The sequence below is a fragment of the Streptomyces maremycinicus genome (assembly GCF_001184025.1).
Classification (GTDB): Bacteria; Actinomycetota; Actinomycetes; order Streptomycetales; family Streptomycetaceae; genus Streptomyces; species Streptomyces maremycinicus.
In genome coordinates this window covers 545,571-561,444 of sequence record NZ_BBYG01000008.1, presented here as the reverse complement: position 1 = coordinate 561,444, position 15,874 = coordinate 545,571, and the positions used below count along the sequence as shown (strand labels likewise).

General features: G+C 71.8%; 16 protein-coding genes. 8 read left to right on the top strand and 8 right to left on the bottom strand.

Annotation, left to right across the window (positions count from 1 at the left end):
* Window positions 1-146: 146 nt before the first annotated feature.
* Together AOQ37_RS02660 and AOQ37_RS02655 are read right to left on the bottom strand one after the other, a co-directional pair.
* Window positions 147-1,409, bottom strand: coding sequence for a L,D-transpeptidase (locus AOQ37_RS02660; protein ID WP_062640676.1), 1,263 nt, complete (start codon window positions 1,407-1,409; stop codon window positions 147-149).
* Window positions 1,410-1,609: 200 nt separating this feature from the next.
* Window positions 1,610-1,966, bottom strand: coding sequence for a hypothetical protein (locus AOQ37_RS02655; RefSeq protein WP_062640674.1), 357 nt, complete (start codon window positions 1,964-1,966; stop codon window positions 1,610-1,612).
* 109 nt (window positions 1,967-2,075) lie between these two features.
* Between AOQ37_RS02655 and AOQ37_RS02650 the strand changes: the two genes are divergently transcribed.
* The gene (locus tag AOQ37_RS02650) at window positions 2,076-2,486 is read left to right on the top strand and encodes an LPXTG cell wall anchor domain-containing protein (RefSeq protein ID WP_062640672.1); all 411 of its coding nucleotides are present in this window, start codon (window positions 2,076-2,078) and stop codon (window positions 2,484-2,486) included.
* Window positions 2,487-2,528: 42 nt separating this feature from the next.
* Window positions 2,529-3,317: a hypothetical protein gene (locus AOQ37_RS02645; RefSeq protein WP_062640670.1), complete on the top strand. Its 789-nt coding sequence runs from the start codon at window positions 2,529-2,531 to the stop codon at window positions 3,315-3,317.
* A 183-nt stretch (window positions 3,318-3,500) separates the two neighbouring features.
* Here the strand turns inward: AOQ37_RS02645 and hutH are convergent, their stop codons facing one another.
* From hutH to AOQ37_RS02630, 3 genes are all read right to left on the bottom strand, one after another.
* A complete protein-coding gene (hutH, locus tag AOQ37_RS02640) occupies window positions 3,501-5,039 on the bottom strand; it encodes a histidine ammonia-lyase (protein WP_062640668.1) in 1,539 nt (512 codons plus the stop codon).
* An 84-nt stretch (window positions 5,040-5,123) separates the two neighbouring features.
* Entirely contained in the window at window positions 5,124-6,266 is a 1,143-nt protein-coding gene (locus AOQ37_RS02635) for a GGDEF domain-containing protein (RefSeq protein WP_062640666.1), read from the bottom strand.
* A 99-nt stretch (window positions 6,267-6,365) separates the two neighbouring features.
* On the bottom strand, window positions 6,366-7,169 hold the full coding sequence (locus AOQ37_RS02630) for an enoyl-CoA hydratase/isomerase family protein (RefSeq protein ID WP_062641400.1): 804 nt from the start codon (window positions 7,167-7,169) through the stop codon (window positions 6,366-6,368).
* Window positions 7,170-7,412: 243 nt separating this feature from the next.
* On the opposite strand from AOQ37_RS02630, the gene AOQ37_RS02625 reads away from it, so the two are divergent.
* Window positions 7,413-8,111, top strand: coding sequence for a hypothetical protein (locus tag AOQ37_RS02625; protein WP_234436769.1), 699 nt, complete (start codon window positions 7,413-7,415; stop codon window positions 8,109-8,111).
* A 21-nt stretch (window positions 8,112-8,132) separates the two neighbouring features.
* Here AOQ37_RS02625 and AOQ37_RS02620 read toward each other — a convergent pair whose 3' ends face one another.
* Both AOQ37_RS02620 and AOQ37_RS02615 read right to left on the bottom strand, forming a co-directional pair.
* Window positions 8,133-9,284 (bottom strand): adenylate/guanylate cyclase domain-containing protein, encoded by a 1,152-nt coding sequence (locus tag AOQ37_RS02620; RefSeq protein ID WP_062640664.1) that lies wholly within the window; start codon window positions 9,282-9,284, stop codon window positions 8,133-8,135.
* A 115-nt stretch (window positions 9,285-9,399) separates the two neighbouring features.
* Entirely contained in the window at window positions 9,400-10,266 is an 867-nt protein-coding gene (locus tag AOQ37_RS02615) for a biotin--[acetyl-CoA-carboxylase] ligase (RefSeq protein ID WP_062640662.1), read from the bottom strand.
* A 110-nt stretch (window positions 10,267-10,376) separates the two neighbouring features.
* Between AOQ37_RS02615 and AOQ37_RS02610 the strand changes: the two genes are divergently transcribed.
* The 4 genes from AOQ37_RS02610 (at window position 10,377) to AOQ37_RS02600 (ending at window position 13,164) form a co-directional block, all read left to right on the top strand.
* Complete coding sequence (locus AOQ37_RS02610) at window positions 10,377-11,990, top strand: acyl-CoA carboxylase subunit beta (RefSeq protein ID WP_062640660.1); 1,614 nt, start codon at window positions 10,377-10,379, stop codon at window positions 11,988-11,990.
* Window positions 11,991-11,999: 9 nt separating this feature from the next.
* Window positions 12,000-12,209, top strand: a complete 210-nt coding sequence (locus AOQ37_RS02605) for an acyl-CoA carboxylase epsilon subunit (protein WP_062640658.1) — start codon at window positions 12,000-12,002, stop codon at window positions 12,207-12,209.
* 193 nt (window positions 12,210-12,402) lie between these two features.
* A complete protein-coding gene (gene mmpB / locus AOQ37_RS41745) occupies window positions 12,403-12,531 on the top strand; it encodes a morphogenic membrane protein MmpB (protein ID WP_267887997.1) in 129 nt (42 codons plus the stop codon).
* A gap of 27 nt (window positions 12,532-12,558) precedes the next feature.
* Window positions 12,559-13,164 carry a Maf family protein gene (locus AOQ37_RS02600; protein WP_062640657.1) on the top strand — a complete coding sequence of 202 codons (606 nt, stop codon included), beginning with the start codon at window positions 12,559-12,561 and terminating at the stop codon, window positions 13,162-13,164.
* Here the strand turns inward: AOQ37_RS02600 and AOQ37_RS02595 are convergent.
* Complete coding sequence (locus AOQ37_RS02595; protein WP_199824916.1) at window positions 13,133-13,636, bottom strand: hypothetical protein; 504 nt, start codon at window positions 13,634-13,636, stop codon at window positions 13,133-13,135. The two genes, AOQ37_RS02600 and AOQ37_RS02595, sit on opposite strands and share 32 nt — an antisense overlap.
* Window positions 13,637-14,000: 364 nt before the next feature.
* Between AOQ37_RS02595 and AOQ37_RS02590 the strand changes: the two genes are divergently transcribed.
* Window positions 14,001-15,773 (top strand): acetyl/propionyl/methylcrotonyl-CoA carboxylase subunit alpha, encoded by a 1,773-nt coding sequence (locus AOQ37_RS02590; protein WP_062640655.1) that lies wholly within the window; start codon window positions 14,001-14,003, stop codon window positions 15,771-15,773.
* Window positions 15,774-15,874 lie beyond the last annotated feature (101 nt).

Below are 15,874 nucleotides of genomic sequence, written 5' to 3'. Positions count from 1 at the left end.
GGTAGGTACCGCGCGTGATGACAGGATAAGGCCGAAATAAGAGAACGATGAGAAGGCTGTGATCGGCCCCGGAAACACCGGTGCCGCCCCTGGGGGCGGCACCGTAAAGCTGTGTGGGGACTGTCGAGCGACCGTCAGGAACCGCCTCAGACGGCCGAACCCGCCTTCCACTGCGCCCAGTCCATGTTCCAGCCGTTGAGGCCGTTGTCCGGGGAGACCGTCTTGTCGCCGGTGTTCTTGACCACCACGACGTCACCGACGATGGAGTTGGTGTAGAACCAGTAGCCCGCCGTGCCCGAGTCGTTGGCGCCCTTGGTGTCGGACAGACCGACGCAGCCGTGGCTGGTGTTCACCGAGCCGAAGATGGACTTCGCGCCCCAGTAGTTGCCGTGCACGAAGGTGCCGGAGTTGGTGAGGCGGATGGCGTGCGGGACGTCCTTGATGTCGTACTCGCCCTTGCCGTCGTCATCGGTGAAGCCCACGGTCGCGCCGTTCATGCGCGTCTCCTTGAACTTCTCCGACATCACCATCTGGCCCTCGTACGTCTTGTTGTCGGGCGAGCCGGCCGAGATCGGGATGGTCTTGATGACCGCGCCGTTGTGCGTGACCTTCATCTGCTTGGTCTTCGCGTCGACGTAGGAGACCTGGTTGCGGCCGACCTTGAAGGTGACCGTCTTCTGCTGGACACCGATGACACCGTCGGCGCCCTCCACCCCGTCGAGCGCGAGCTTCAGCGTGACGGTGGAGTTCTCCTTCCAGTAGTCCTCGGGACGGCAGTCCATGCGCTGGGTGGAGAACCAGTGGCAGACGACCTCCTGACCGCTGGTGGAGGTGACCGTGACGCCCTTCTGCACGGCCGCCTTGTTGGTGATCTCCTTGTTGAAGTTGATCGACACCGGCATGCCCACGCCGACGGTCGAACCGTTCTCCGGCGTGAAGTTGCCTATGAAGCTGTTGTCCGGGGAGACCGTGGTGAAGGAGGCGTTCTCGTGCGCCACGAGGCCGCTGGAGTCCTTCGCCTCGGCCGCCACCTTGTAGGTGGTGGAGCGCTCGAGCTGGGCGTTCGGCTTCCAGCTGGTCTTGTCCGCGGAGAGCGCGCCCTCGACGGCCGTGCCGTCGGAGGTGGTCATCGTCACCGTGGTGAGCGTGCCCTTGCTCACCGTGACCGCGGCCGAGTTGTTGATGGAGGCGTTGTCCGAGCCGTCCGCGGGTGTGATCTTGATCTGGGCCTCGGAGGACTTCTTGGCCGCCGCCTCGTCGGCCTGGGCCTGTGAGGAACTGCCTCCGCCGTCGGCCGCGTCACTGTCGCTGCCGGAACACGCAGAGAGCACCAGAACACCGCCGAGCAGTGCGGACGCGGCCATCAGACCTCGGCGCCGCCTACTGTCCGTCATCACACGCTTCTCCATCGTTGCCGAATACCAGAACCCAGAGAGTCCCCGTCAAGAACATCAACGCTACGACCGGTTCCCCCCGTTCCACTTTCCCGGAGGTGTGGGGCACGCCACGTTCGCGGCGCGGATGGTGCGGGTGTCGGTTCGTGCGTCTGGTGAGACGAGGAAACCCCGGTCGGCGGTTGCCGTCCGGGGTCACGAGTTTCCCGGAACGGTCAGCCGATGCGGCCTTCTTCGCCGTCCGCCTCGTCATCCTCGTCGACATCATCCTCGTCGAGGTCCCACTCCGGCGAATCCGGGTCGTAGTCGACCCGTTCACTGGACCAGGACGCCTGCTGGAGTTCCACCCCGGGCACCTGCCCCACCAGGTCGAACGGGTCGACGAGATAGGCGAGGGCCTCCGCGGTGTCCTCCGTCACAGCACCCTCGGCGTGCGCGCGCTCGGCGTCCGGAAGCTCCGCGTCGTCGGCGATCCGCCGCAGCGCCGCGGTCGTCACGGCGATGTCGTCGTGCACCTCGAGGAGCACTTCCACCCTGATCCGTACAAAACGTGATGTCTCTTCAGTAGTCATGGCCGGAGCGTACGGCTCACAGCTCCCGCAACTTTCCCGCGACCCGCGACTTTCATTAGCATCGGACCACACGGCCAATTCGCCAGCGCCACAAGGGGATAGATATTCCGTGTCATCCGCTCGACGTCCGTTGCTGACCGCCACCGCCGCGGGGACCCTGCTGGGTGCCCTGTGGTTCGTCCCGTCCGCGAACGCGTCCCAGGACACCCCGGCAAGAACGGACACGACGACGCAGATCACGACCCAGGCACGGGCCGCGTCGACGACCACGACCGCCGGCACGACCGGCACCACCACGGGCAACGCCGCAGCCGACCACGGCACGGCCGGGGCGGCGGCCGGAACGGCGGTGGACACGGCGGCCGACACCGCCGACGGGACCACGGCCGACGACGGCGTCCGGCTCGCCGACACCGGCAGTTTCGACACGACCCCGTACGTCGTCGGCGGCACCACCCTCCTCGCGCTCGGTGCGGGATTCGTGGTTTATTCCGTTCGCCGGGAACGCCTGGGTTTTTGAATGAACTTGACTGTCCTTTGACAGGCTCTTCATAGTTCGCTCATGAAGAGATCACCGGGGGCACGGCTGTGCGCCACCGCCGCAATTAGCGCACTGTCGCTCTCCCTCCTCACCGCATGTTCGGACGACGGGTCGAAGGACTCCGCGGACTCCAAGGCGTCCTCCTCCTCGTCCGCCGGCTCCTCCTCGTCGGCTCCGGCCGCGAAGGCGCTCACCACCGCCGAACTGGAGAAGCTGCTGCTCGCGCAGGGCGAACTCAAGGGCTTCAAGTCCGAGTCGGGTGACGACACCCTGCCGTCCTCCAAGACCGCCGTGAAGACCGACAAGCCGGCCTGCGACCCGCTGGCCTGGGCCACGGCCGCTCTCGCCCCGGGTGACACGGACGCCAACGCCAGCAACACCGTCTCGGAGGACAAGGCCTCGGGCGCCACCGCGCAGCCGGAGGACATCGCGGCCGCCTTCGACGTCGACCTGACCTTCGTGGGCCTCTCGTCGTACGAGGCCGACGGCGCCGAGAAGGCCATGAAGGCCGTCTCCGACGGCGTGACGGGCTGCGCCGGCGGTTACGTCCTGAAGGCGGAGGGTGAGACCACCAAGGTCACCAAGGTCGCCGCGGACAAGGGTGCCGCGAAGGGCGACGAGACGGTGGCGTTCGCCGCGGACGTCGACATGGACGGCGCGGGCACGGCCACCTTCCACACCACGGTGGTGCGCAAGGGCAACACCATCGCCACGTTCTACACGGTGAACTTCGCCGCGATGTCGAAGGGCGGCGACATGGGCACCGTCCCCGCGGCCGTGGTCGACGCGCAGGTCGCCAAGCTGAAGTAGCCGGGGCGCCCGAGCCCGGGCGCCCGAGCCTACGGCCGAGCCGGGGCAGCCGAACCGAAGCATCCAAGCCGAGGCAGCCGAGCCGAGGCAGCCGACTGGCCCGCGCACACCGAAGGGCCCCGCCGCATCCCGCGGCGGGGCCCTTCGCGCAAGCCGGTGTCCGACCCGGCGCGGCGGTCCGACCTAGCGCAGCGGTCCGGTGACCGTCTCGACCGCGGCGACGAGCCGTCCCTCGCGGACGAAGGCGTCCGCCGCCGCGAGGTCGGGCGCCAGGAAGCGGTCCGGGCCGGGGCCCCGCACGCCCGCCTCGCGCACGGCCTCGATGACCGCCCGGGTGGCTCGGGCGGGAGCCAGCCCCTCGCGCAGCTCCACTCCGCGCGTGGCGGCGTACAGCTCGACGGCGATCACGCGGGTGAGGTTGTCGACGGCGGTGCGCAGCTTGCGGGCCGCCGACCAGCCCATCGACACATGGTCCTCCTGCATCGCGGAGGACGGGATGGAGTCGGCGGACGCGGGTACGGCCAGCCGCTTCAGCTCGCTGACCAGCGCGGCCTGCGTGTACTGGGCGATCATGAGCCCGGAGTCGACACCGGCGTCGTCCGCGAGGAACGGCGGGAGGCCGTGGCTGCGGTTCTTGTCCAGCAGCCGGTCGGTGCGCCGCTCGGCGATGGAGGCGAGGTCGGCGACGGCGATGGCGAGGAAGTCCAGGACGTAGGCGACCGGCGCGCCGTGGAAGTTGCCGTTGGACTCGACGCGCCCGTCGGGCAGGACGACCGGGTTGTCGACGGCCGAGGCCAGCTCCCGCTCGGCGACGAGCCGGGCGTGCGCCATGGTGTCGCGGCCGGCGCCGGCGACCTGCGGGGCACAGCGCACCGAGTAGGCGTCCTGGACCCGGGGCGCGTCGTCCTGGTGGTGGCCGGTGAGTTCCGAACCGGCCAGCACGGCGAGCATGTTGGCGGCCGAGTCGCCCTGACCGGGATGCGGGCGGATGGCGTGCAGCTCGGGGGCGAGCACCTTGTCGGTGCCGAGCAGCGCCTCCAGGCTGAGCGCGGCCGTGACGTCGGCGGACTTGTAGAGCATGTCGAGGTCGGCGAGGGCCATGACCAGCATGCCGAGCATGCCGTCGGTGCCGTTGAGGAGCGCCAGGCCCTCCTTCTCGCGCAGCTCGACGGGCGTGATGCCGTGTTCGGCGAGCAGCTCGCCGGCGGGCCGTACGGCGCCGTCGGGGCCCTCCGCGTCACCCTCCCCCATCAGGGTGAGGGCGCAGTGCGAGAGCGGGGCCAGGTCGCCGGAGCAGCCGAGGGAGCCGTACTCGTGGACGACCGGGGTGATACCGGCGTTCAGGATGTCGGCCATGGTCTGCGCGACCTCGGGCCGGACGCCGGTGTGCCCGGAGCAGACGGTCTTGAGCCGCAGGAACATCAGCGCCCGGACGACCTCGCGCTCGACCCGCGGGCCCATGCCGGCGGCGTGCGAGCGGACGATGTTGCGCTGGAGCTGGGCGCGCAGCTCCGGGCTGATGTGCCGGGTGGCCAGGGCGCCGAACCCGGTGGAGACGCCGTAGACGGGCTCGGGCTTGGCCGCCAGCGCGTCCACGATCTCGCGGGCCGCGGCGAGGGCCGCCACCGCCTCCCCGGAGAGCTCGATCCTGGCGCCGCCGCGCGCCACGGCGAGGACGTCGGACGCGGTCACGCCGGACGTCCCCACCACCACAGTGTGCATATCCATATTCAGGAGCGTACGCAGTGAAGACCGAGATGTCACCAGTGGGTACCGGCTTCACCCCTTACCGAACAGATCACATCCTCACCGTCGGCCGCGGAACCGCCGGCGCTCCCCGGGCCGCTCGTGGGAGGGCTCGTCGGCGAGGCGTACGACGGGATCGTCGGGCCCCTCCCGCCCGGCGACCACCGGCCGGGCGGCGCGCACCGCCTTCGCCCGGTACTGGGCGGCGTCGGCCAGCCGGAACAGTCTGCGGGCGGAGGACACCGGCCCGATGGGGTCCTCGGTGGAGGCGACCCCGCAGGCCACCCCCTCGCCGAGCTCCAGCTCCCCGGCCCGTCGGCACAGGTCGTCGGCGACCTTGACGACCTCGTCGGCGGGCGGACCGACGGCCAGCAGACAGAACTCGTCGCCGCCGAGCCGGGCGGCCAGCGCTCCGGGCAGCATGGCCCCGCACAGCGACAGTACCGACCCGAAGCGCTCCAGCAGCCGGTCCCCGACCGCGTGCCCCAGGGTGTCGTTGACCCGCTTCAGCCCGTTGAGGTCGCACACCACGAGGCTGACGACGACCCCCTCCGCGCGGTGCCGCTCGACCGCCTCCTCCAGCCGTACGTCGACGGCGCGACGGTTGGCCAGACCGGTGAGCGCGTCGGTGAAGGCGAGCCGGCGGGCCTCCTCCAGGCGCTCGGTCTGGGCCAGTCCGGCGGCCACGACGGCGGCGAGGACGGTGGCGAAGTCGGCGTCGGCCCGGTCGAAGACGGGGGTGCCCACGGGCCGGGCGACGTACAGCTCGCCCCACGCGCGGCCGTGCAGCACGATCGGCGCGACCACACAGGAGCCCCGGCCCCGGCGCCGCAGGGCGGCGACGCGCTGATGGCAGTAGCCGGGGCGCCCGGCGGCGGGGCCCTGGGCCGTCTCCACCCAGGCGTTGGGCTCGCCGCCGGCCACCCAGCGCTCGTGCAGGAACTCGGTGATCTCGGGGAACTGGTGCACCGGATAGGCCTCGCCGTCCGGGAACTCGTCCTCGCCCGCGGCCCGCTCCCCCACGTTCACCAGGACGCGCAGCCGCCCGAGGTCCCGCTCCCACACCGAGAGCGCGGCGAACCCCCCGGACAGCGCCCGGCAGGCACCGAGCGCGGCAGCGCGCCAGGACTCGCGAGGGGTGTGCGCCGCCGCCATCCCCTGCGCGAGCGCCACCACGGCCACCAGGCGTCTGTCCTCACCCATCTCCCCAGGCTAGGGACATTCAGCCCGAAAGGGGACACCGAAGAGGCACGGAGAGTGATGAGCGCACCTCCGGTCGCGTGTCGCCCGCTCCCCGCTCCCTCACTCGCCCGGCCACTGCGGCTTCCGCTTCTCGTTGAAGGCCGCCACGCCCTCCGCCCGGTCCCCGGAGAAGGCCACCGACCGCCAGGCCGCGTCCTCGACCTCGAGCCCGGCCCGCAGGTCCAGCCCCTGCCCCAGCCGCAGCGCCCGCTTCGCCGCCCGCAGGCCCACCGGCGAGTTCGCACCGATCCGCGCGGCCAGCGCCAGCGCCTCCTCCCGGTCGCGCCCCTCCTCCACCAGGACGTCCACCAGCCCCAGGTCCCGCGCCTCGGCCGCCTCCACCCGGCGGGCGCTGAACACCAGCTCGGCCGCCCGGGCCGCCCCCACCCGGCGCGGCAGCAGCTGGGTACCGCCGCCGCCGGGGATCACGCCCACCGACACCTCGGGCAGCCCGACCACGGCCGTACGGTCGGCCACGATCACGTCGCACGCCAGGGCCAGTTCGAAGCCGCCGCCCAGCGCGAAGCCGTGCACCGCCGCGACCGAGGGCACGGGCAGCTCGAGCACCCCGGTGTAGGCGGCGCGGGTGAGCGGCCGCTGGCGCAGCAGCTCGGCGTCGCTGAAGGAGTTCCGCTCCTTGAGGTCGGCGCCGACGCAGAACGCCCGCTCGTGCGTCGAGGTCAGCACCACGACCCGTACGTCCCGGTCCCCGCCCAGCGCCGCGCACGCGCCGGCGATCGACCGGGCCATGTCGGTGGAGACGGCGTTCATGGCCTTCGGCCGGTCCAGGACCAGCTCGGCGACGTGCCCGCCGTCCCCGTGCCGCCGTACCAGGACGAACTCCCCGAACCTCTCCTCGCTCATGACACCGTTCCCGACACCGCTCACGACACCCTCCGGTTAACGCGGGTTAACAACGCTCGCCCGATCATCCCAGCCGGGGCCGGGAGACGAAAGAGCGGCCCGGAGCCCACGCCCCCGGATTCCAGGCCCGTGAACCCGTTCGAGTGACATGACGCCCAACTCCGCCCGCATCGGGCACGGGAGCGCATAACGTGCGTCCGCCCCGGCGCATCGGGGGCGCGACCGCACCGGGGAGAGAACGCGATGACGAGCACACCGGTGAGCACCTGGACCGGGCCGTACGAGACGGCTGCGCGGGAGGAGGCGGCGTCCGGTGAGACCGGCGCGCCGTGGCTGCCGCGCCCGCGTGGGCGGCACCGCCGTCCCCGTCCCCGCAAGGTGCTGTTCGCCGCCGGCGGCCTCGCGCTGGCCGCCGGGGTGCTGAGTCTCGTCCGGCTGACCCCCGACCCGGGTGGCGCCGGCGGTTACGGCACGGCGGAGGCGGAACCCCGGCCGGAACCGGTCGCGGGCACCGACGACACTCCCGCCGCCGACACCGGCACCGGCACCGGCACCGACCGCCCGGCCGGCCCGTCCGCCGCCGTCATGCCCTCACCGACCGCGCCCAGCGCGATGGGCGGAGCGAGCGCCACACCGGCCCCCGAGGCGAGCCTGGTCCCGGGCGTCCCCGGCGCGCCGACGTCCGTCTCGCTCACCCCGGGCGCCACCTACACCCCGGCCGCACCCGCGCCCCGCGCCCCGGCGCCCGGGAGGACCGCCGCACCGCGACCCACGTCGCCCCCGGCCGCACCGGCCCCCGCCCCGACCACGGCCGCACCCGCGCCCCAGCCGGAGCAGTCCGACGATCCACGTCGGCCGGGCGTCTGCGTTCCCGTCATCGGCCTGTGCGTGGACCCCCTCGGGGCCGCCGTACCGAGGCCCCGGACCGAGCCCGCCCGGTAACGGACGCGCCCTGGGCCCGTCCTAGCCGTCGACGTCGTTGCGGCGGGTCAGCAGCCAGGGCTCGACCACACCGAGGCCGCGCACCGGCCGCTGCCACATCGGCTGGAGCGCGAAGCGGTACTTCGGCGGCTCCTCGCCCTCCTTCTCGGCGGCCGCCGCCTCCTCGGCCGCCTCGGCCTCCGAGGCCGGGGCGTCGCCGGTGCGGATCAGTTCCTCGGCGAAGGCGCTGTCGACGAGGACCGCGTCCCGGGGGGCTATCGAGGTCAGCCGGGAGGCCAGGTTGACCGTCGTGCCGAAGACATCGCCCATCCGGGTGGTGACCGTGCCGAAGGCCATGCCGACGCGCAGTTCCGGCATCGTCTCGTCGTTGCTCATCGTCTCGACGAGCAGCAGCGCGATGTCGGCGGCGATGCCCGCGTCGTCGGCCGCGTAGAGCACCTCGTCGCCGAGCGTCTTGATCAGCCGCCCGCCGCGCGCGGCGACCAGGTCGGCGGCGGTCGTCTCGAAGGCCTCGACGAGTTCGCCGAGTTCCTCCTCCTCCATCCGCCGGGTCAGCCGGGTGAAGCCGACGAGGTCCGCGAAGGCGACGGCCAGCCGCCGGTCGACCATCTCCTCGTCGTCGGCGGCCTGCACGACCCGGCCCGCCGAGGCGGCGAGCTGGCGGCGCCAGACGTAGACGAGGAACTCCTCCAGTTCGGGCAGCAGCAGCTCGACGATGGGATACGTGACCTCGGTGCGGGTCATCCCGGGCTCGGGCGGTTCGGTCAGCCCCTCCAGGAAGGAGTCGATCTGCCATTCCGCCAGACGGGCGGTGGTCTGCCCGGTGGACCGTGCCACCTGCACGGCCATCGCCTCGCTCAGCAGCCCGGCCTCCACGAGGCCGGCAAGGCGCCGCAGGGCGAGGACGTCGGCCTCGGTGAGGGCCCTGGCCTGCCCGATGTCGGCGAAGCCCATGGCCCGCCAGAAGCGCGACGCCAGCTCCATGGAGACACCGGCGCTGCGGGCGGCCTGGAACGGGGTGTAGCGCCGCTCGGCGCCGAGGATGAGCTGTTCGAGGCGCAGGGCGAGAGGATGCGGGTCCTCTCCGGGGTCGCCCGGATCGACGGGTTCGGCGGACGGCAGGTTTCCCCGGCCGTCCGCGCCCGCGCCGGAGCCCGTGTCGTCGACGGTCACGCCTGCTGCCCTTCCGATCTTCCGCGGTCAGGTATCGACCGGCCTCAACTCTACGGCAGGTGTGCGCCAGCTCACTCCGTCCGGTTCGACGGGGCGAGGCCGCCCGGCGTCCGGGTCACGCCGGTCTCAGATGCACGATGTCCCCCGCGCCCACCGGCTCCTGTACCCCTTCCTTCGTGGCGATCACGAGCCGTCCGTCCCCGTCGACCGCGACCGCCTCGCCGACGATCGACCGGTCTCCCGGCAGCTCGGCCCGTACCGTTCGTCCCAGCGTCGCGCACCCGGCCGCGTACGTCTCCTGGAGACCGCTCGCCGCCGGGTCGCCGCCGGCCGTCCGCCAGCGCCCGTACCACTCCTCGAGCGCGCGCAGGACACCCCGCAGCAGCGGGTCCCGGTCCGTGGTGAGCGCGTCGGCGAGGGCCAGCGATCCCGCCTGGGGCACCGGCAGCTCGTCCGCGCGCAGCGTGACGTTGAGGCCGACACCGATGACCACGGCCTCCTGCCCGGCCCGCTCCGCGAGGATGCCGCCCGCCTTGCGTTCCTCTCCCCCGACGGTCACCAGGAGGTCGTTGGGCCACTTGAGTGCCGTGTCGACGCCCGCGGCCCGGGCCAGGCCGGTCGCCACGGCCACCCCGGTGAGCAGCGGCAGCCAGCCCCAGCGGGCCACCGGCACCTCGGCCGGCGTGAGCAGCACGGAGAAGAAGAGCCCGGAGCGCGGGGGCGCGGTCCACCGTCGGTCCAGCCGGCCGCGCCCCGAGGTCTGCTCCTCGGCGACGAGGACCGCGCCCTCGGCCGCCTTGCCCGCGCCGGCCGCCGCCACCAGGTCGGAGTTGGTGGAACCGGTGCTCTGCACCACGTCCACGCGCGACCACAGCCCGCCCTCCCGTACCAGCGCCCGGCGCAGTGCCGGGGCGTTGAGGGGCGGACGGTCCAGATCGGACCACCGGCCGCCGCCGTCGTCTGCTGCATCTCGCGGTGTCATGCAAGCCACCCTAGGTGTGTTGAATGCCGCACTGCCGATCCCCAGGGCCAGCACTACTCTACGGATGAGTAACCGTCCCCCCTTTTGAGCAGGCAGGGAGCCACATCCCGATGTCCGAGCCGGAAGAGCGCCACGAGATCCCAGGGATCGACATCCACACGACCGCGGGCAAGCTCGCGGATCTCCAGCGCCGCATCCAGGAAGCGACGCACGCCGGTTCGGAGCGTGCCGTCGAGAAGCAGCACTCCAAGGGCAAGTTGACGGCCCGTGAGCGGATCGAGCTGCTCCTCGACGAGGGGTCGTTCGTCGAGTTGGACGAGTTCGCACGGCACCGCTCCACCAACTTCGGCCTGGAGAACAACCGTCCGTACGGCGACGGCGTCGTCACCGGCTACGGCACGGTCGACGGCCGTCCGGTCGCCGTCTTCTCCCAGGACTTCACGGTGTTCGGCGGAGCGCTCGGCGAGGTCTACGGCCAGAAGATCGTCAAGGTCATGGACTTCGCGCTGAAGACCGGCTGCCCGGTCATCGGCATCAACGACTCCGGCGGCGCGCGGATCCAGGAGGGGGTCGCCTCGCTGGGCGCGTACGGCGAGATCTTCCGCCGCAACACGCACGCGTCCGGCGTTATCCCGCAGATCAGCCTGGTCGTCGGCCCGTGCGCGGGCGGCGCGGTGTACTCGCCGGCGATCACCGACTTCACGGTGATGGTGGACCAGACCTCGCACATGTTCATCACCGGTCCGGACGTCATCAAGACGGTCACCGGCGAGGACGTCGGCTTCGAGGAGCTGGGCGGCGCGCGCACCCACAACGCGGTGTCGGGCGTGGCGCACCACATGGCCGGCGACGAGAAGGACGCCATCGAGTACGTCAAGCAGCTGCTGTCGTACCTGCCGTCCAACAACCTCTCCGAGGCCCCGGTGTTCCCGGAGGAGGCGGACCTGTCCGTCACCGACGAGGACCTGGAGCTGGACTCCATCGTCCCGGACAGCGCCAACCAGCCGTACGACATGCACACGGTGATCGAGCATGTGCTGGACGACGCCGAGTTCTTCGAGACGCAGGCGCTGTTCGCGCCGAACATCCTCACCGGTTACGGCCGGGTCGAGGGCCACCCGGTCGGCATCGTCGCCAACCAGCCGATGCAGTTCGCCGGGTGTCTGGACATCACGGCCTCGGAGAAGGCGGCCCGCTTCGTCCGCACCTGCGACGCGTTCAACATCCCGGTCGTCACCTTCGTGGACGTGCCCGGCTTCCTGCCCGGCGTCGACCAGGAGCACGACGGCATCATCCGCCGCGGCGCCAAGCTGATCTACGCGTACGCCGAGGCGACGGTCCCGCTCATCACGGTGATCACCCGCAAGGCCTTCGGCGGCGCCTACGACGTCATGGGCTCCAAGCACCTGGGAGCGGACCTCAACCTGGCCTGGCCGACCGCCCAGATCGCCGTGATGGGCGCCCAGGGCGCGGTCAACATCCTGCACCGCCGCACGATCGCGGAGGCGGCGGCGAGCGGTGAGGACCTGGAGGCGGTGCGCGCCCGGCTGATCCGGGAGTACGAGGACACCCTCCTCAACCCCTACGTCGCGGCCGAGCGCGGCTATGTCGACTCGGTGATCATGCCGTCCGACACGCGTCGGCACATCGTGCGCGGCCTGCGTCAGCTGCGCACCAAGCGGGAATCCCTCCCTCCGAAGAAGCACGGCAACATCCCCCTCTAAGGAGCCGCTGTGACGATCAAGGTCGTACGGGGCAATCCGACCCCCGAGGAGCTCGCCGCCGCCCTGGCGGTGGTCCGGGCCCGCGCCGCGGCGGCGGCGGCCGCCCCGTCCGGCGCGGACACCCCGAGGGACGCGTGGTCCGACCCGTCCCGCATCGCGGCACAGCGGGTCCCGCACCCGGGCCGGGCGTCCTGGACCCGCACCTACTGGCCGAGCTGAGCACCGCCCACCTTCTCGCCGGCCTTTTCTCGCGGCGCGCGGCTCCGCCGAGCGCGGCCCCGCCGCGCGGGCGCGACCGACCCCGTCGGCCCGCAGTCGAACGCCGAGCGAACATCCGGTGAACGACTGCGGGCCCGCAACTTGAGTACGGGTACTCAGGCGCCGTCAATCCGGCATGCCGCACGCTGGCGGCATGCTGTGGTCCGACCCCGAGAACGAGCCCCCCGAGGAACTCCGCGAGATGCAGGAGAGCCTGCGGAGACTCGGCCTCTTTCTCGCGCTGGCCATGGTCGTGGCGATGATCGTGCTGGGGCTCAGATAGAGCACGCCGCGCCGCTAGGCTGATCGCATGCGCCGACTCGTCCTCGCCTCCCAGTCCCCCGCCCGGCTGAACCTGCTGCGCCAGGCCGGTCTCGCCCCCGAGGTGATCGTGAGCGGGGTCGACGAAGACGCCGTCACCGCCCCCACCCCGGCCGAACTGGCGCTAGCGCTCGCCGAGGCGAAGGCCTCCGTCGTGGCCGCGAAGCCCGAGGTCAAGGGCGCCCTGGTGATCGGCTGCGACTCGGTGCTCGACCTGGACGGCGAGGCGCTGGGCAAGCCGGCGGACGCCGCGGAGGCCACCGCGCGCTGGAAGGCGATGCGCGGCCGGGCCGGGACCCTCCAGACCGGCCACTGCGTCTACGACACCGTCAGCGGGCGCTACACCTCGGCGACCGCCTCCACCGTCGTGCGCTTCGGCGAGCCGACCGACGAGGAGGTCGCGGCGTACGTCGCCTCGGGCGAACCGCTCTACGTCGCCGGGGCCTTCACCCTGGACGGCCGCTCGGCCCCGTTCATCGAGGGCATCGACGGCGACCACGGCAACGTCATCGGCATCAGCCTGCCCCTCGTGCGCCGCCTGTTGGCGCAACTGGGTGTCGGGATCACGGAGTTGTGGGCGCCGTCGGAGGCGTGACCGGCGCCGGCGCGGCCGGCGGGCCGTCCCCGTCGCCCTTGCCGCCCTCCGGCTGCCCCGCGGCGGGCCGCGCCTGGGCGTCGTAGGTCATCAGGAGCAGCACGATCAGGGCCAGGACGACCACCATGAACAGGAACTGCGTCAAGCCCAGCAGACCCCACGCGAAGGCCCCCAGCAGGCCGTGGACGACCGCGGCGCTGATCAGCAGCACCCGGCCGAGGCCGGCGGGCGCGCGGTCGCGCAGCGCCACCAGCAGGGCCACCACGGCGCACAGGCCGAAGTAGAGCCCGAAGAGGATCCCGCCGACCTTCGAGGACGTCGACATGACGTCCGGGTCCATTCCGGCCAGGGACATGTCCTGCCGGTCCACCACGACGCCCATGAACCAGTTCACAGCGGCGACGCCGAGCGCCTCCGCGAAGAGCACGACCGCCACGATCCACGCCACCGGTCTGCGCACCACCGGTCCCACCCACTTTCGACCCCGACCCGAGCAAGGGTGCTGTTACCTGAAGTACGTTCGGAACATCCTGAACGCTACTAACGGGTAAACCCCGGGACAAGGGTTCTGCGCGCGGCAAAGAATCATTGGGCCATTCGTAGGGACTCCACAAAGAAACAGAGTGTGCCGCAGCACGTGCTCACAGAGACCTTGGCCACATCAGAGGGCTAGGGTTTGCCGGAGGAGTGCTGCGTACGGCGGTACTACAAGGGATTTCGCTGTCGAGTGAGCCTGGCATCACGCTCCGTGTGGGCAAGCTCACCTTTGGGGACGGGTCGAAGAGTCGTGTCGGCAGTCCCTAAACTCGGCTTGTTTCAAGGAGGGAGCCTCAATCGTGCGCAAGGTGCTCATCGCCAACCGTGGCGAAATCGCAGTCCGCGTGGCCCGGGCATGCCGGGATGCCGGTATCGCGAGCGTGGCCGTATACGCCGACCCGGACCGGGACGCTCTGCATGTCCGCGCGGCGGATGAGGCGTTCGCCCTGGGCGGTGACTCTCCTGCGACCAGCTATCTCGACATCGAGAAGGTGCTGAACGCGGCACGGGAGTCCGAGGCCGACGCCGTTCACCCCGGCTACGGCTTCCTCTCGGAGAACGCCGAGTTCGCGCAGGCGGTGCTGGACGCGGGTCTGATCTGGATCGGCCCGCCCCCGCAGGCCATCCGTGACCTCGGCGACAAGGTCGCCGCCCGGCACATCGCCCAGCGGGCCGGCGCGCCGCTGGTCGCCGGTACGCCCGACCCGGTCTCCGGCGCCGACGAGGTCGTCGCGTTCGCCGAGGAGCACGGGCTGCCCATCGCGATCAAGGCCGCCTTCGGCGGTGGCGGTCGCGGTCTGAAGGTCGCCCGGACGCTGGAAGAGGTCCCGGAGCTGTACGACTCGGCCGTCCGTGAGGCGGTCGCCGCCTTCGGCCGGGGCGAGTGCTTCGTCGAGCGCTACCTGGACAAGCCGCGGCACGTGGAGACGCAGTGCCTGGCCGACAGCCACGGCAACGTGGTCGTCGTCTCGACCCGTGACTGCTCGCTCCAGCGCCGCCACCAGAAGCTGGTCGAGGAGGCCCCGGCGCCGTTCCTGTCCGAGGCGCAGGTCGCCGAGCTGTACTCCTCCTCCAAGGCCATCCTGAAGGAGGCCGGTTACGTCGGAGCGGGCACCGTCGAGTTCCTCGTCGGTGTGGACGGCACGATCTCCTTCCTGGAGGTCAACACCCGCCTCCAGGTCGAGCACCCGGTGACCGAGGAGGTCGCGGGCATCGACCTGGTGCGCGAGATGTTCCGGATCGCCGACGGCGAGGAGCTCGGGTACGGCGACCCGGAGCTGCGCGGTCACTCGTTCGAGTTCCGTATCAACGGCGAGGACCCGGGCCGCGGCTTCCTGCCGGCCCCCGGCACGGTCACCACCTTCGCCCCGCCGTCCGGTCCGGGCGTGCGCCTGGACGCGGGCGTCGAGTCCGGCAGCGTGATCGGCCCGGCGTGGGACTCGCTCCTCGCCAAGCTGATCGTCACCGGCGCCACCCGTGAGCAGGCGCTCCAGCGGGCGGCCCGCGCGCTGGCGGAGTTCCAGGTCGAGGGCATGGCCACGGCCATCCCGTTCCACCGTGCGGTGGTCCAGGACCCGGCCTTCGCGCCGGAGCTCACCGGCAGCCAGGACCCGTTCACGGTGCACACCCGCTGGATCGAGACCGAGTTCGTCAACGAGATCCCGGCGTTCTCGGCCCCGGCCGACACCGACGCCGAGGACGAGACCGACCGCGAGACGATCGTCGTCGAGGTCGGCGGCAAGCGCCTGGAGGTCTCCCTTCCGTCCTCGCTCGGCATGAGCCTGGCCCGCACCGGCCTCGCGGCGGGCGCCAAGCCCAAGCGCCGCGCGGCCAAGAAGTCCGGTCCCATGGCCTCCGGCGACACCCTCGCCTCCCCGATGCAGGGCACCATCGTCAAGGTGGCCGTCGAGGAGGGCCAGGAGGTCAAGGAGGGCGACCTGATCGTCGTCCTCGAGGCGATGAAGATGGAGCAGCCGTTGAACGCGCACCGCACCGGCACCGTCAAGGGCCTGAGCGCGGAGGTCGGCGCGTCGATCACCTCGGGCTCGGCGATCTGCGAGATCAAGGACTGACCCACCGCGCAACACCGCTCACCGTGTCGAGGCGCCCGCTCCCCGGGCGCCTCGCCGCGTTCACGGCGCCGGTCCGGCCGTCTCGGCCCGTCCGGCTCTCG

Bases quoted from the DNA above. Each gene is read 5' to 3' on its own strand.
- AOQ37_RS02660 (WP_062640676.1), bottom strand. From the start codon at position 1,409: ATGGAGAAGCGTGTGATGACGGACAGTAGGCGGCGCCGAGGTCTGATG.
- AOQ37_RS02655 (WP_062640674.1), bottom strand. From the start codon at position 1,966: ATGACTACTGAAGAGACATCACGTTTTGTACGGATCAGGGTGGAAGTG.
- AOQ37_RS02645 (WP_062640670.1), top strand. From the start codon at position 2,529: ATGAAGAGATCACCGGGGGCACGGCTGTGCGCCACCGCCGCAATTAGC.
- hutH (WP_062640668.1), bottom strand. From the start codon at position 5,039: ATGCACACTGTGGTGGTGGGGACGTCCGGCGTGACCGCGTCCGACGTC.
- AOQ37_RS02635 (WP_062640666.1), bottom strand. From the start codon at position 6,266: ATGGGTGAGGACAGACGCCTGGTGGCCGTGGTGGCGCTCGCGCAGGGG.
- AOQ37_RS02630 (WP_062641400.1), bottom strand. From the start codon at position 7,169: ATGAGCGAGGAGAGGTTCGGGGAGTTCGTCCTGGTACGGCGGCACGGG.
- AOQ37_RS02625 (WP_234436769.1), top strand. From the start codon at position 7,413: ATGACGAGCACACCGGTGAGCACCTGGACCGGGCCGTACGAGACGGCT.
- AOQ37_RS02615 (WP_062640662.1), bottom strand. From the start codon at position 10,266: ATGACACCGCGAGATGCAGCAGACGACGGCGGCGGCCGGTGGTCCGAT.
- AOQ37_RS02610 (WP_062640660.1), top strand. From the start codon at position 10,377: ATGTCCGAGCCGGAAGAGCGCCACGAGATCCCAGGGATCGACATCCAC.
- mmpB (WP_267887997.1), top strand. From the start codon at position 12,403: ATGCTGTGGTCCGACCCCGAGAACGAGCCCCCCGAGGAACTCCGCGAG.
- AOQ37_RS02600 (WP_062640657.1), top strand. From the start codon at position 12,559: ATGCGCCGACTCGTCCTCGCCTCCCAGTCCCCCGCCCGGCTGAACCTG.